General features: G+C 56.9%; 10 protein-coding genes. All 10 read left to right on the top strand.

What is annotated here, in order from left to right:
* The first annotated feature begins 342 nt into the window (after positions 1–342).
* Positions 343–1,128 (top strand): substrate-binding periplasmic protein, encoded by a 786-nt coding sequence (locus tag C4S72_RS04010; protein WP_104001756.1) that lies wholly within the window; start codon positions 343–345, stop codon positions 1,126–1,128.
* Complete coding sequence (locus C4S72_RS04005; RefSeq protein WP_104001755.1) at positions 1,125–7,577, top strand: response regulator; 6,453 nt, start codon at positions 1,125–1,127, stop codon at positions 7,575–7,577. Before C4S72_RS04010 ends, C4S72_RS04005 begins: the two co-directional genes overlap by 4 nt.
* Positions 7,578–7,580: 3 nt before the next feature.
* Complete coding sequence (locus C4S72_RS04000) at positions 7,581–7,979, top strand: response regulator (protein WP_104001754.1); 399 nt, start codon at positions 7,581–7,583, stop codon at positions 7,977–7,979.
* A gap of 27 nt (positions 7,980–8,006) precedes the next feature.
* Positions 8,007–9,116 (top strand): response regulator, encoded by a 1,110-nt coding sequence (locus tag C4S72_RS03995; protein WP_104001753.1) that lies wholly within the window; start codon positions 8,007–8,009, stop codon positions 9,114–9,116.
* Between the two features lie 30 nt (positions 9,117–9,146).
* Positions 9,147–10,280, top strand: coding sequence for a response regulator (locus C4S72_RS03990; RefSeq protein ID WP_104001752.1), 1,134 nt, complete (start codon positions 9,147–9,149; stop codon positions 10,278–10,280).
* A gap of 209 nt (positions 10,281–10,489) precedes the next feature.
* Positions 10,490–10,954: a MarR family winged helix-turn-helix transcriptional regulator gene (locus tag C4S72_RS03985; protein ID WP_104001751.1), complete on the top strand. Its 465-nt coding sequence runs from the start codon at positions 10,490–10,492 to the stop codon at positions 10,952–10,954.
* Positions 10,951–12,894, top strand: a complete 1,944-nt coding sequence (locus C4S72_RS03980; RefSeq protein WP_104001750.1) for an FUSC family protein — start codon at positions 10,951–10,953, stop codon at positions 12,892–12,894. The genes C4S72_RS03985 and C4S72_RS03980 overlap by 4 nt, the downstream gene beginning before the upstream one ends.
* Positions 12,884–13,102 (top strand): DUF1656 domain-containing protein, encoded by a 219-nt coding sequence (locus C4S72_RS03975; protein WP_104001749.1) that lies wholly within the window; start codon positions 12,884–12,886, stop codon positions 13,100–13,102. The genes C4S72_RS03980 and C4S72_RS03975 overlap by 11 nt, the downstream gene beginning before the upstream one ends.
* A 2-nt stretch (positions 13,103–13,104) precedes the next feature.
* Positions 13,105–13,986: an efflux RND transporter periplasmic adaptor subunit gene (locus C4S72_RS03970; protein WP_104001748.1), complete on the top strand. Its 882-nt coding sequence runs from the start codon at positions 13,105–13,107 to the stop codon at positions 13,984–13,986.
* Between the two features lie 216 nt (positions 13,987–14,202).
* Positions 14,203–14,871 (top strand): DNA-binding protein, encoded by a 669-nt coding sequence (locus C4S72_RS03965; protein ID WP_104001747.1) that lies wholly within the window; start codon positions 14,203–14,205, stop codon positions 14,869–14,871.
* Positions 14,872–14,903 lie beyond the last annotated feature (32 nt).

Below are 14,903 nucleotides of genomic sequence, written 5' to 3'. Positions count from 1 at the left end.
AAACCTGGTGCATAAACCCAGCCCCCGGATATGCCCGGTAGGTCATCCTATCAAGGCTTTTCCGGGGGCTTACCTATAAGGAGAACCGGCTTCAGTTCGAAGCCGGAAGATTCCACACAGCGGAGCGCTGCAAAGCGCAGTCAGAAGGGAGCCTGATTTCAGCAGCTTGTTGATTTAACAGGCTAATGCTATAAGACCATGAGGGTAGTAGGACTACCAGGGAAAATGCCCTGTTGAGCATCCGGGATAGATGTATCAGTGCATTTCTAACTCGGGCAGTGGCTTAAAACGGACAGCAGAACCTTTCTGATTGGCCGACAAGCCCCCCGTAACGGAGCTCAAATGGCCCAATTAGCTGTCAGGTTATTCCTCGCCTCAATACTGGCGATGTTCTCGTTACACCTCTCCGCCGCTGATAAACAGCTTATCCGGATCGCGATGCCGGAAGACTTCTATCCTTTCTACGCCGTAGAAAGGGACGGTACACCCACCGGGGCCTCCTACGAGATAGCCGCAGCGGTGCTTGAAAAGCTGGGCTATGAACCGCAGGTGACCCAGTATTCGGATATGCGCGGCGCACTGCAGTCTATGGCAGCGGGCAGCCAGGACATAATGGTCAACCTCACCTCAACGCCCGATCGCGACAAGCTGGCCCTGTTTACCTCCACACCGCACATCTACGAAACCCAGGATTTTATCGCACGGGCAGACAGTCCCATTGAATATAATGGTCGGCTGCTCAGCGTCGCCCAGTTCAAGATCGGCGTAAACTACGGCTGGACCTACGGCCCTGAGTTCGACTCAACCCATTACCTCACCAAAGCCCCGGTGCTCGACTCGATGGCTCAGCTGAAAGGGTTGTTATCGGGGACCTTTGATCTCGCCATCAACAACCAGCAGTACTTTCTCAGCAGCGCCGAGAAGCTCGGGGTTAAAAACGCGTTCAAGGTGCTGACTCCCTCTGTTTACGTGCTTCCGGTCAACCTTGCCGTTTCCCGCAGAATGCAGGGGGCCGAGGCGTTCAGAGACCAGTTGGAGCGTGAGGTCGCACGATTTATCACCACACCTGAGTATCTCCTGATCCTGAGTAAATACGGCTTCAAACCGCAAGCGGAGACTGCGCAATGATCAAACGCGTTATCAAAAGCAGTCTGCTACCGCTGTTTATTTTTGCTGTGCTGTTTGCCGTTCTCTCGCAGGAGGTGGTTATCGCCACTGACGAGCCGGTACAGGAAGAACACGCAGCGACCAACCTCACACAGCTTACCGACTCGCTGCTGCTTCAGGATGAGATCCTGACCGGCGCGATGACCACTTATATCTACTCGAATAACCCTGACTGGCTGAACAGGTATAGAAGTGCGGTCACCCGGTTTGACGATACCCTCAGCCAGATCCGCTCCCAGGCGCCGGAAGAAGCCGATCCCCAGCTTGACCTGATCAACGCCTTTAACGAATCGCTCGTGGACCTGGAGCTGCGCGCCGAAGCCTACATGGCAGCGGGCAATATCGAGCAGGCCAAGGCGGTGTTTGAGTCTCCGGACTACCAGCGAAACAAACAGTCGCTGATCGACTCGATCAACCTGCTGAGCGATATCGTTGCACAGCTGGAAGATACGCAGATTGTCAGCGTGCTCTCGCAGGAACTCGCCAATGACAAGACGGTTAATTTAACCGCCGATGAAAAAGCCTGGATCGAGTCGAACCCAACAGTCGTTGTCGGCAAGGAAGATAGCTGGCCACCCTTTAACTATATCGATCGCCAGGGAGATTACGTCGGCATCACCGTCGATTTCCTGAAATTGATCGAGCAAAAAACCGGGCTACATTTCGAATATTCCGAGCCCGCCAGTTATAACGAGCTGCACACCCAGCTCAAAGAAGGGCAGATCGACCTGGTAGCCGCCACCTATTTCTCTGCCGACCGCAGCCAGTATGCGCTCCACACGCCCAGCTACCTGGTACTGAAGGAGTTTGTTTACGCCAAGGAAGCCTCCAACATCCGCAACATGGAGGATCTCAACGGTAAAAGGCTGGTTATCCCGTCCGGCTACGCCACCATCGATATCGTCAAGGAGCGGATGCCCGGAATACAGGTTATCGAGGCGGATTCGATACTCGATGCCATAGAAATGGTGCTGGCGGGCCAGGCCGATGCCACCATGGATTCCCAGAGCGTTGTCGAGTATTTCCTGCGGGAAAACGCGCTGTCAGGATTCACCTCCTTCCCCAGCAACTTCGGTAACAATCCGCTACGGATGCTGGTTACCGGTGAAAAGCCTCTGCTCCATAGCATCCTCACCAAGGGTATCGCCGCCATCACCCAGGATGAGCGGATGGAGGTTCTCTCCACCTGGCTTGACCCCGAGGAGGAGCTAAACAGGACAGAGGTGCTGGCGCAACTGGATCTGACCTCGGAAGAGCGCAGCTGGTTGCTGGAGCACCCGACGATCAACTTCGGTTCCGACCCGGACTGGGCACCTTTCGAGTTTATCGACTCTGAGGGTAACTACTCCGGCATCGTAGCCGACTACGTTGGCCTGATCAGCAACCAGCTGGGTATCAAGCTTAACCTGGTACCGGGAGCGGTCTGGGCCGATGTGGTTGAAAAGGCCAAGCAGAGGGAGATCGATATTCTGCCGGGCATGGCGCAGACCGAAAGCCGCCGGGAGTTTTTCAATTTCACCGACACTTACCTGCGCATTCCATCCGTGGTGATCAGCCACGAAGACAATGCCGGCTCCTTAACCAATATGGCGGCACTGGCGGGTGCAAAGATGGGGGTTGTGGCTGGCTACGCCAGCACCGAATGGGCGCAGAACCGTTACCCCGATATCGACTTTGTCGAGGTTCCGTCGCTGAAAGACGGCCTGCTGGCCGTGTCTGAAGGCGAGCTGGATGCAATGCTCGCCAACCAGTATTCGGCGCTTAACCTGGTCAGTGACTACGCGCTGTCTGACCTGCAGGTGGCGTTCCGCACCGACTACCAATACGAGCTCAGCATCGCCGTGCGCAAAGACTGGCCGCAGCTCGTCAGTATTCTTAACAAGTCGATCGATACCATCACGCCGGCCCAACGCGATGCGATCCGTAACCGCTGGCTCAATATCGATCTGGGAGACCAGACCCCATCCACCACCGGCATCCAGAACCAGCAACTACCGGTGCTGCAGTTCGTCGCGATAACCATCGGCCTTGCCATCATTCTAATTGGTATCGTCTGGTACCTGGCCCGCAAGGCAGAGGGCGCTCTGTCGCTTTACCAGTCCAGCCGCTTACGCCTGTTCGGCATACTCGCACTGTCATCGATACTGGTGGTTGTGCTTGGCTTGACCTGGAACTCGCTGGAGCGCGAGGAACAGATCGCCCGCCAGCGGGCAGGTCAGTCTCTAAACACTATGCTCTCTGCCACCCAGGAAATGCTGCAGTTCTGGGTGAACGGGCGGCTCAGGCTGATTACTCTGATCGCCAGGGAAGAGGGGCTCGAAACGCTCCTGGCCACCTGGGATTTGGAGGCGCACGAGGGCGGTTCAAGCACTCAAAGCAACTCCAGCAAGGGGCTTCAGGCACTGCTGGATCAACACAATCTCGGTGACAGTAACTGGAAGTTTTCCATGGTGCTCACCGACGGCACTCCGGTTTACCAGGCAGCGCCCTCCGTCCAGCACCTCAGGGATATACTCGAAAAGCGCGTATTCCAGGGCGAGGTGGCATTCATACCGCCCACTTTCAACCCAGTGAGCAAACAGGTTGAGATCTATTTCGCCGCACCGGTTCTCGACTATGTCGGACGACCTGTAGGTGCGGTAATCGCCACCGCCGACCCGGCCCATGTTTTCTCCGATATCCTGTCACGGGGTATCACCGGTCAAACCGGAGAAACGTACGCGGTCGATGCATCGGGCATTATGCTGAGTGAAAGCCGTTTTACCGATGAACTGGTGGAGCAGGGTGTACTGCCGGAGGACGGCAGAACAGCACTGGCAATCAGGGTCTCCAATCCACCGCAACGGGTGACATCCGCCGAGGCCCCCTTCGACAGGTCTTCACTGACGCCAGCCGCGCTCGGCATCAGCCGGGGTGAAAGCGGCATCGATGTTCAGGGCTTTCTCGATTACCGCAATGACAGGGTGCTCAGCGCCTGGCACTGGGTGCCGGAACTGGGCATGGGCCTGATCACCGAAATCGATGAATCCGAAGCGCTCGAAGCACATATCATTTCGCGCAATACACTTTACGGTCTGCTCGGTGTGACCCTGTTTCTGTCATTGAGCCTGATGGGTATCAATACCTGGATCGGCGACCGTGCCACTCGCTCCCTGGTTCGTGCCCGTGATGAGCTCGAAGACAAGGTGGAAGAGCGCACCCTGGAGCTCAGTAAGAGCAAGGATCAGTTCAAGAAGCTGCTCGAGTCCGCGCCAGACCCGATGGTGGTTGCCAACGACGAGGGCGGCGTAGTGATGGTCAATAAGCGTGCGGAGGAGCTGTTCGGCTATGCTTGGCGTGAACTTTACGGTCAGCCCGTAGAGATGCTGGTCGCGGCCGAATTCCGCAAAGGCTACCGCGACTACTGCCGCTTATCCGTGGCGTCATCCGTGCGGCCAGGCCTCGCGGCAGGCAACGAGCTGATCGCACTGACCAAGCAGGGGCAGAAGATTCCCGTCGAGATCAGCCTCAGCCCCATAGAGTCCGAAGAAGGCACGCTGATCGCCACCTCGCTGCGGGATATTTCTGAACGCAGAAAAGCCGAAAGGGCCCTGGCAGAGTCACGCAAGCTGCTGAAATCCGTGCTCGATAACTCCCCGGCGCTGATCTACATGAAGGATCCTGAGGCGCGCTACGTGCTGGTCAACAAGGTGTGGGAGCAGGTTGCCCAGTGCAAGGAAGGCGCTGCGCTCGGCAAAACCGATTACGATATTCTCGCCAAGGATGTGGCGGATCGATTCAAGAAGACCGACCAGCAGGCGATCGAGCAGGGCGATACGGTTCAGCTCGAGGAAACTATCCGCAACCCGGATGGCAGCGTGAGCACCTACATGTCATTCAAGTTTCCGGTGTTCGATGCGGATGGCGAACTGTTCGCGCTCGGCGGTATCTCTACCGATATCACTGAACTGGTCAGGGTCAGGGAGCAGGCCAACGACGCCAACCGTGCGAAAAGCGAGTTCCTGGCGAACATGTCCCACGAGATCCGTACACCGATGAACGCCATCATCGGTATGAGTTACCTGGCGCTTCAGACCGAACTTACGCCGCGCCAGGAGGACTATCTCAACAAGATCAACTCCGCGGCCAATGCGCTGCTGGGAATCATCAACGACATCCTCGACTTCTCCAAAATCGAGGCGGGCAAACTTGAGCTTGAGAACATTCCGTTCAACCTGGACGAGACGATCAACAACCTCACCAGCCTGATGAACGTCAAGGTTCAGGAGAAAGGCCTTGAGCTGCTGATCGCCACCGAGGCCGATGTACCCCGAGGCCTTAATGGCGACCCTCTGCGACTGGGTCAGATATTGATAAACCTGGTGAATAACGCGGTTAAATTCACCGATCAGGGTGAGATCGTTATCAAAATCGTCAACAAAACACTGGATGACGACAAAGTGATACTGCAGTTTGCCGTCTCCGATAGCGGCATCGGCATGACCCCGGAGCAGGTCGGAAACCTATTCCAGTCGTTCAGCCAGGCCGACGCCTCTACCACGCGTAAATATGGCGGCACCGGGCTTGGACTCAGTATCTGTAAACAGCTGACGCAGATGATGGGCGGTGATATCTGGGTTGAAAGTGTCGCCGGCGAGGGCAGCACCTTCCTGTTCACCGTCGAGATGGAGCTGAACCCTGATGCGGATACGCTGAAGATCGAGCCTGACCCCGACCTTCGTGGCTTGCCGGTGCTGATCGTCGATGACAGCCCGGCGGCGCGTGAGATCATCAAGCAGGCGGCGGAGTCCCTGACTTTTGACCCGGTGGTCGCCGCATCCGGCCCCGAGGCGCTGGAGCTGATCAGCAAGCACGACGAGCGCGGCTATCCGTTCAGCATCGTCTACCTGGACTGGAAGATGCCTCGCATGGACGGCATCGAGATGAACCAGACGCTGCGCAAGCTGAATCTGAAGTCACCACCCAAGGTGATCATGACTACGTCCTACGATACCAACGAGATGCAGCGCAAAGTGGGCAGCAGCGTCGACGGCGTGCTGGCCAAACCGGTCTCTGCCTCATCAATGCTGGATGCGGCGATGCTCGCTCTGGGGCGCGAAACAACCAACACTGGCACCGACAAGTCGGATGCCAGCGATGAGTCGATCGCCATATCGGTGTCTGGCGCACGGATACTGCTGGTCGAAGATAACGAGATCAACCAGCAGGTCGCCACCGAGCTGCTTGAACGCGCCGGTATGACCGTGGATATCGCCGATAACGGCCAGATCGCGGTTGAGAAGATCAACGACCGGGACTATGACATTGTCCTGATGGACCTGCAGATGCCGGTGATGGACGGCTTTGAAGCCTCCAGCGCAATCAGGAAAGAGCAGCGCTTCGACGAATTGCCCATCGTCGCCATGACCGCCAACGCCATGGCGGGCGATAAAGAACGTTGCCTCGCCGCAGGCATGCAGGATCATGTGGCCAAACCCATAGAACCCGCTGCGCTTTACCACGCCCTGGTACGCTGGATAAAACCGCGCGAAGGGCTGGGTAAGGTGGCACTGGCTGAACGAAAAGAAACTACAAGCGAGGCCGAGTTGAGCCTTCCTGAAGTCGAGGGGTTGGATACCCAGGTGGGCCTCTCACGGCTTGGCGGTAACCGGAAACTCTACCGTGACCTGATCCGCCGCTTTATAAAAGATCAAAAGAGTGCCGTCACCGATATTCAGGAAGCGCTCGATACCGCAGATACCGGGCTCGCAGAACGACTGGCGCACACCACCAAGGGCGTCGCCGGCAACCTGGGCGCCACCGGCGTGCAGGAAGCGGCCCAGCAGCTTGAACACGCCATTAACAAGCAGGATCTGGCACAGGCAGCCACACTGCTAAGCGGATTCGCATCCACACTCGGTGCCATGATGGCGGGGCTTGAGGCGTTCGAAGAGACTGAAACCGCGGCCTCAGCCACGCAAAGCAGCGGTAGCGGCGTATCCCGCGCCGAAACCCAGGAGATACTGTCTCAGCTGCAGAGCCTCCTTGAGGAGGATGACGGTGATGCAGAAGAATACTTCATCACCAACCAGTCACTGCTGAAACAGTCGCTCGCGCCCGAACATATCGCCAAACTCGCCGACCATATCGAGAACTTCGACTTTGAGTCTGCCCTGCAGGTGATGGCGCTGATTCATAATGAATTAGGCCAACAGACCTCAATGCCGGACCTTTCCGAGCTGCTGTCGCTGCTCGAGTCTGACGATGGCGAGGCCGCCGACCAGTTCGAAGAGCTGAAACCCGGCCTGCAAAACGTCTTGGATAAAGCGATCCTCGATGAGCTGGAAGAGGCGATAGAAAACTTTGATTTTGAACTGGCAGCCAAGGTTGTCCGTGAATCCTGTTTAACTGATTCAGAATCCCAAGGATGAGTTATGAGCGAGAATGACCAGAAAACGGTGCTGCTGGTTGATGATGCGCCAGCCAACATCAAGGTGCTTAATACCGCACTAAAAGAGATGTACCGCACCAAGGTCGCCACCAGCGGTGAAAAGGCGCTGGAGATTGCAGCCCGTGATCCCAAGCCCGACCTGATCCTGCTCGATATCATGATGCCCGGCATGGACGGCTTCGAGGTGTGCGAAAAGCTTAAGGCAGATCCGGAAACCAAGGATATCCCGGTAATCTTTCTCAGCGGCAAGAACAACCCCGGTGACCGTTCCCGCGGGCTCGCCCTGGGCGCCATCGACTTTCTGGAAAAGCCGATCGATGTGACCATGGTCTGCATCTGGGTTACGGAACACCTCAACAGCATCAAGCCTGCAGAAGATTAAGCACAGCAACAGACAAGGGACAGGTTAATGAATGATAAGAAAACCATCCTGATCGTTGATGACACACCGGCCAACGTTTCGCTGATGAACAACATCCTCAAGGACCGGTACAAGACCAAGATCGCCACCAGCGGCGAAAAGGCGCTGAAACTGGCTCAGTCCGATACACCACCGGACCTGATTCTGCTCGACATCATGATGCCCGACATGGATGGTTACGAGGTGTGTGAAACGCTGAAGGCCGACCCCCAGACCGCTGATATTCCGGTGGTATTTTTAACCGCGAAGGTCAGCGTCGAGGACGAGACCTGCGGCCTGTCATTGGGTGCAGTGGACTATATCACCAAGCCGATCAGCCCACCGATTGTGCTGGAGCGGGTGAAAAACCACCTCACGCTGAAAGAAGCCCGGGACGTTCTCAAGCATCAGAACCAGATTCTCGAAGACAGGGTGCGGGACCGCACCAAAAAACTCGGCGAGCTTCAGGATGTGGCCATGGAGGCGATGGGCGCCCTGGCGGAGTCCCGGGATCCGGAAACCGGTAACCATATCCGTCGCACCCAGCTCTACGTCAAACTGCTGGCCGAGAAGCTCTGCGACCACCCACGGTTTAAGGATTTCCTGACACCGGAACATATCACCCTGCTGTTCAAGGCGGCGCCGCTGCACGATATCGGCAAGGTGGGGGTACCCGACGCGATTCTGCTCAAACCCGGCAAGCTCACCGATGAAGAGTTTGAAAAGATGAAGCTGCATACGGTCTACGGCCGTGATGCCCTGGTAGCCGCAGAGAAGAAGCTATCCGAGCCCAGCGACTTTCTTACCATCGCCAAGGAGATCGCCTATTCGCACCAGGAAAAATGGGATGGTTCGGGCTACCCGGAAGGGCTCGCCGGGGAGGCGATTCCATTCTCCGCGCGATTGATGGCGATCGCCGATGTTTACGATGCACTGATCAGCCGGCGCGTTTACAAGCCACCGTTTTCACACGAGAAAGCGGTTTCGATTATGACAGAGGGTCGCGGCTCCCATTTTGATCCGGATATGCTCGATGCGTTTCTGGAGATCTCTGAAGAGTGCCGCGCTGTAGCCGAGACCTACGCCGACTCTGAGGAAGATGTTCTTAAAAAGCAGTAACCGGATAAGTTCAGGAACAGGAGTATCCCAATGGAAGTACAGAAGACGGTTCTGATCGTTGACGATACTCCAGCTAACGTTTCGCTACTGAATGAGATCCTTAAACGACAGTTCAAAACCAAGATCGCCACCTCCGGCGAGAAAGCCCTGAAACTTGCCCGCGCCAACCCCAAGCCCGACCTGATTCTGCTCGATATCATGATGCCCGGGATGGATGGCTACACCGTCTGCAAAACGCTTAAAAGTGCAGCAAGGACCCGCGAGATACCGATCATCTTCGTCACCGCTCTGGGTGAGGTAGCAGACGAAACCCGCGGGCTGAACCTCGGCGCCGTGGACTACATTATCAAGCCGTTCAGCCCGCCTATTGTACTCGCCAGGGTTCGCACTCATCTTGAGCTGAGTGAAACGCGGGAAAAGCTATCGGACTCCCTGCAGAAGACTCTGCTCGGTAGCGTCCGGATTCTGACCGACCTGCTGGCGGTATCCAATCCAGAGGCGTTTTCCCGCGCCCTGCGCCTGAAAAGCATCGTTCATGATCTTGCGCTCCGCCTGGGAGCCAAAGATGCCTGGAAATACGAGGTCGCAGCCAGCCTGAGTCAGCTGGGCTGCATGTTTCTGCCTCCTGAACTGATGCACAAGATAAACAACAATCTGCCTCTGTCGGAGAGCGAGCTGGCACTCTACCGCACCTACCCGCAGCGCAGCTGTGAGCTATTGTTGAATATCCCGCACCTGGAAGAGAGCGCCGAAATCATCCGCCGACTCAAGCTTTTTGAAAGCGTCGAGCTGTTCGATTTTCGTGGCGATACCCTGGTGGGTAACGCCTTGCTGCAGGGCGCCATCTACTTTGATGAGCAGCTCGGACAGGGCGCTGATCCCGACGAGGTTATCGATTCGATGCGCCCCCATTTCCCCTCACCGATGCTGAGCTCATTGCAGCAGATCAGCGCCAGCACGCAAACAGAGGAAGCTGCGGCGATAACGCTGAAAGACCTGGAGGAGGGGATGGTGCTCGCCGAAGATCTAGTCTCTGACACAGGCTCGGTAATTGTGCCCAAGGGCACTACTCTGACCGAGACCGTTGTACGCAAACTGAAGTCGAGCTGGAAAGAACGTCTGCATGACCTGATCAAGATTCGCCATCCCGCTACCGAGAGCTAAATCTCCACAGGACGGTGTGGCGCTGGACATCACCGGACCATTAGCCCCGCACCTCAGCCGCACCGATGATTGCAGGCGCGGACCGTCGCTTTCCCCGACGAAGCACATCGATAGCGTAAGGCTTAAACCCTCCAGATAATTGCAAAGGCAACGATTGCAATTTAAACTACCTGTCGTATTAGCCAGCTAATCCCGAGTGGTTTCCTCTTATGCCTTCAAAAAGCCAAGCCCTTTACGATCTCACCAACTGTCTTCAACCTGCACGCCGGGTCTGGAAGCAGGCCGCCACCGAGGCTCTCGCCGACGAGGATATTTCGATCACCCTCGCCGCTATGGTGGTGGCGGTTTATCGCAACTCGCAGGGCATTACTCAGAAAGCACTGGCTGAAGAGATAGGGATCAATCCCGGCGCCCTCGTTCGACTGCTGGACCAGGCCACCCAGGCGAAGCTGTTGGAACGCAGAGAATTACCGGGCGACAGACGGGCACGCACACTGTTTATCCTTCCCGAGGGAGAGAGGCTGGCAAAAAAAGTGGAGGATGCCGCCGATCAGTTGAGGCATGAGCTGATGCAGGGAGTCTCCCAGGAAGAGATCGAGCAGGCTGTACGTACCGTGCGTCTTTTTGAGGAAAGGGCGGTCGCCTTTCTGCAACGTAAAAAAGAAAAAGTATGAGTTTTAATCGTTCACAGATCATTTACGCGGTGAAGCTGTTCCTCTCCGCCATGCTCGCGTTCTCCGTGGCAGAAAGCCTTGGGCAGTTGAATCCTTACTGGGCCATGGTGACCTGCTGCGTACTGAGCAACCCGGTCAGTGGCGCTCTGCGAGCACGGTCGGTCTATCGATTCTGCGGAACGCTCTTCGCTGGCGTCGTCACCCTGACCTTGGCAGCCGTGTTCATCAATATCCCGATGCTACTTGTGGCGGCTTCAGGGCTCATCGCCGCCATCATGCTGTCGCTCAGCTTTCTCGATCGAACACCGCGCTCCTACTTTTTTCAGCTCAGCGCAGTGACTCTGATGCTGGTGGCGATCGCCTACCTGAACCAACCAGGCAATATGTTCAATATCGTCGTCAACCGGCTTACCGAGATCTGCATCGGTATTATCAGCGTCGGGTTCATCGACAGCCTGCTGTTTCCCTCGTCGCAGGCTGCGAGTCTGCGGCAGCGGCTTAAGGGCTGGCTGACCGATATCGAGCGCTGGCAGGAAGACAGTATCAACGGCGAACTTATCGCAGCCAAGGCGGACAAGGACCGTATGGCGACGCTGAACGATATTGCATCGATGTCGCAGCTGGTCACCACGCTGAAGTATGACCGCGACGTGGATAAGCCCACGCGCCAGGCAGCTGTGGCGATACAACAACGTCTACTGAAACTGGTGCCGCTTCTTGCCACCATCAGCAGCAGTATTGGCAACATGACGCCAGAGCTGAAAGCGACTCTCTCGCCCTATCTGGATGAGGTGCGCCGCCAGGCAGGCGAGGGGCAGAACACTCCCGCCAACGCCACCGTTATGCTGCCGGACAGTGCCCGGCTTTCACACTGGGATAGCCTGGTGGTCAATGACCTGGTGGAGCATATCAATGACTGGCTGCCACTCTGGGCTGAAATCCAGCATTTCGACCGCTTTATCGATGGTGAAGCACAGCTGCAGCCAGAGCTTCGCGACCAGATGATGGCCGCCAAACCCTTTAAGCCACCGCTGGAGTGGGATCTGGCGTTCCAGATGTTTACGGGCATTGCAGCCACTTATATTTCGCTCTGCGCGCTTTGGTACATCACAGGCTGGCAGCAGGGGGCCAACATGGTGCTGCTGGGTATCATCGGCATCGGCTTTTTTGGCAATACCGATGACCCAGGCAAAACCATCGGTAATTTTGGCCGCTTTGCGTTTATCTCGATGATTATTGGCGCGGTGCTGAGCTATGCCTTGCTGCCGTTGGCCTCCGATTATTTAGGCTTTTTGGTGGTGATGGCCCTGTTTTTCCTGCCGCTCGGGCTTTGGGTCACCCGTAATCCGCTGGCCACCCTGGTGCTTGCACTGGCACTGAGCGGGGTGAATTTTCAGGGCCATTACGTGCCCTACGATGTGGGGTTCTACCTGGAAAGCGTCGTGGGCACGCTGGTCGGCGTTTACGTGGCCTTTCTCTGCTCAGCACTGTCAAGAAACTGGGGCACCCAGCAGGTAGTGAAGCGTCTCGAGCGCCATGAGGCCCGGGATCTTTCCCGTCTCGGACACCTGAGCTCCGAGGCCCGCATCGATGGCTTCCAGGCAACTGCGCTGGATCGTATCGCCGCCCAGGGCAGCCGCCTGACAGCGCTGGGAAAACAACATGAAAGCCAACAGCTTCTGCACCGGCTCAGCACCCTGACCGGCCTTGCCCGTCTGCGCAAGCTGGCTGGCGGCAACCGGGACAGTGCGCTGATGCGGCTGATCGACTCGCTGAGCCAGTCTCATCAGTCGCCATCCGATGAAGCCCTGCAGCAGCTGGATCTGTGCCTAGAGCAGGCCTGGCACCGCGAGGAGTTCGGTATCTTGCGCCTTTTGACCCAATTGCGCCTTGGGCTTTTCCCCGCAGCGCCTGCCTGGAGCCCCGTCCATGATCGGTGAAATAAACATTGATGGTGTCTTTGTATCACCGCTGCTGCTGTGCCTGGTCGCGGCCTTTTTTGTCCGCCTGGGGCTATCCCGGCTGTTTGAGCGGGTTGGAGTATATCGCCTTATCGCACAGCGACCGCTCTTCGACACTTCCCTGTTTCTGCTGCTGACAGGGGTATTTTTTTACGCCCTGAAACTCTTTACCACTCCGCTGAGCTAATCATGAACAAACACCTGACCCTATACCTGCGCCCCGTACTGACCTTTATCGCCGCGCTCGGCGCCGTGCTGGTGCTCTGGCAGCTTTACCAGTACTACACCTATGCACCCCAGACCCGCGACGGCAAGATCCGTGCGGATGTGGTACCGCTGGCCACCGATGTTTCCGGCAAGGTGGATAAGATCTATGTGCGTGACAACGAGAGAGTAGAGCAGGGCGATCTGCTTTTGAGCCTCGACAAGGAACGCCTCAGTAACGCTTTGGCGCGGGCCGAGGCGGTGGTTGCAAAAGCCCGGGTGCGAATGCAGTCGGCGCAACGGGAGAACAACCGCTACCAGAAACTCAGCAACGCCGTATCGGCGCAGGAGCGGGACGAGGCCCATGACGCCCTCGGTGACGCGAAAGCGGACCTGGATCAGGCCGTTGCAGACCGCGACCTGGCCCGGATCAACCTGGAGCGTGCGGACCTCTACGCACCGGTGGACGGCACCGTCACCAACTTCTCCCTGCGACCCGGCGCCTATGCCACCGCGGGCCAGCCGGTGATGTCCCTGGTAGACAGCCACAGCTACTACATGGCCGGTTACTTTGAAGAAACCAAGCTGGCCCAGATCAAGACCGGGGACAAGGCAATCATCCGGGTCATGGGCGAGGATCAGCCGATCTACGGCCATGTGGAGGGGATATCAGCCGCCATCAACGACAGTGAACGCAGCACGGAAACCGGCACGCTGCTTTCTAATGTAAATCCCACCTTCAGCTGGATTCGCCTGGCACAGCGCATTCCTGTGCGTATCGCCATCGACGAGACTCCGGAGAACCTAAAGCTGGTTGCTGGACGCACCGCAACCGTCACTCTTTTGAAAGAGGCAGAGAACGACTAAAAGTATCCGCTGAAACCCGCTAAGCCTGACCCAGCTATGGGAAGTAGCAGAAGCTACTTCCCGAAACCTCCGCACAAACAACCTCCCATCGATTCCCCTCAGACCCTCCAATTATCTGCATTGAGATCAAAATCTGACCAAATAAGGGTTGGAAGTGTCGCCAAAACTGCTAATATCGCTGCATAGTACATATCATTTAATACGTATGGTGTATTTATGACACAGACGGTCGGCACCAGAGAAAAGGTCTTCACCGCTGCCGATATGCTGCTCGAACAGGGCATCCGCCCCACTCAGCAGGCGGTACGCGAGCAAATTGGGAGCGGCAGTTTAACGACCATCAACAAAGCGCTCAACGATTGGTGGAAAACCCTGGGTGAGCGCATCACCCGCCAGCAGCAGCATCCCGAGCTGCCGGAGCCGGTGCTTAACATCGCCAACCAGCTGTGGGACCGCGCCCTGGCCTATGCGGAAAACCGTTTTGAGGAGCAACGCCAGCAGTTGCTGCAGCGCGAATCGGAACTGCGTGGCGAAATTGAACGCACCGAGCACGGCGGGCACCAGGCCCTCAAGGATCTGCAGTCGCAGAACGGCCGATTGCTGGATCGCTGCGAGGCGCTGGCCAACGAGAAGCATGAACTGGAACACAAGCTGCTTAAGACAGATGAGCAGACCTACCGGCTCACCCAGCAGCTGGATGAGGTCAGGGCCAAGCTGAAACAGAGTGAGCAGATGCATAGCGGCGGACAGGGTGGTGAAGCCCTGATCGAAGCGCGGGTTCGCCTCAGCATCCAGGATGAGGAGCTTGCGCGGCTACGCAACCGCAACGACGAGCTCAACCGCGAAAACGCCATGCTCCGACAGCAGCTGCAGAAGCCAGCCTGAAGCTTACATTCTACTTAACATGTGTCTCATAT

Origin of the sequence: Marinobacterium lutimaris (genome assembly GCF_900108065.1) — a bacterium.
GTDB lineage: Bacteria > Pseudomonadota > Gammaproteobacteria > Pseudomonadales > Balneatricaceae > Marinobacterium_D > Marinobacterium_D lutimaris.
Note: the sequence above shows the minus strand (reverse complement) of the source record. Positions and strands in the feature narration are given on the sequence as shown.

Excerpts from the sequence above, each read along its gene's own strand:
- C4S72_RS04010 (WP_104001756.1), top strand. The coding sequence starts at position 343 with ATGGCCCAATTAGCTGTCAGGTTATTCCTCGCCTCAATACTGGCGATG.
- C4S72_RS04005 (WP_104001755.1), top strand. The coding sequence starts at position 1,125 with ATGATCAAACGCGTTATCAAAAGCAGTCTGCTACCGCTGTTTATTTTT.
- C4S72_RS04000 (WP_104001754.1), top strand. The coding sequence starts at position 7,581 with ATGAGCGAGAATGACCAGAAAACGGTGCTGCTGGTTGATGATGCGCCA.
- C4S72_RS03995 (WP_104001753.1), top strand. The coding sequence starts at position 8,007 with ATGAATGATAAGAAAACCATCCTGATCGTTGATGACACACCGGCCAAC.
- C4S72_RS03990 (WP_104001752.1), top strand. The coding sequence starts at position 9,147 with ATGGAAGTACAGAAGACGGTTCTGATCGTTGACGATACTCCAGCTAAC.
- C4S72_RS03985 (WP_104001751.1), top strand. The coding sequence starts at position 10,490 with ATGCCTTCAAAAAGCCAAGCCCTTTACGATCTCACCAACTGTCTTCAA.
- C4S72_RS03980 (WP_104001750.1), top strand. The coding sequence starts at position 10,951 with ATGAGTTTTAATCGTTCACAGATCATTTACGCGGTGAAGCTGTTCCTC.
- C4S72_RS03975 (WP_104001749.1), top strand. The coding sequence starts at position 12,884 with ATGATCGGTGAAATAAACATTGATGGTGTCTTTGTATCACCGCTGCTG.
- C4S72_RS03970 (WP_104001748.1), top strand. The coding sequence starts at position 13,105 with ATGAACAAACACCTGACCCTATACCTGCGCCCCGTACTGACCTTTATC.
- C4S72_RS03965 (WP_104001747.1), top strand. The coding sequence starts at position 14,203 with ATGACACAGACGGTCGGCACCAGAGAAAAGGTCTTCACCGCTGCCGAT.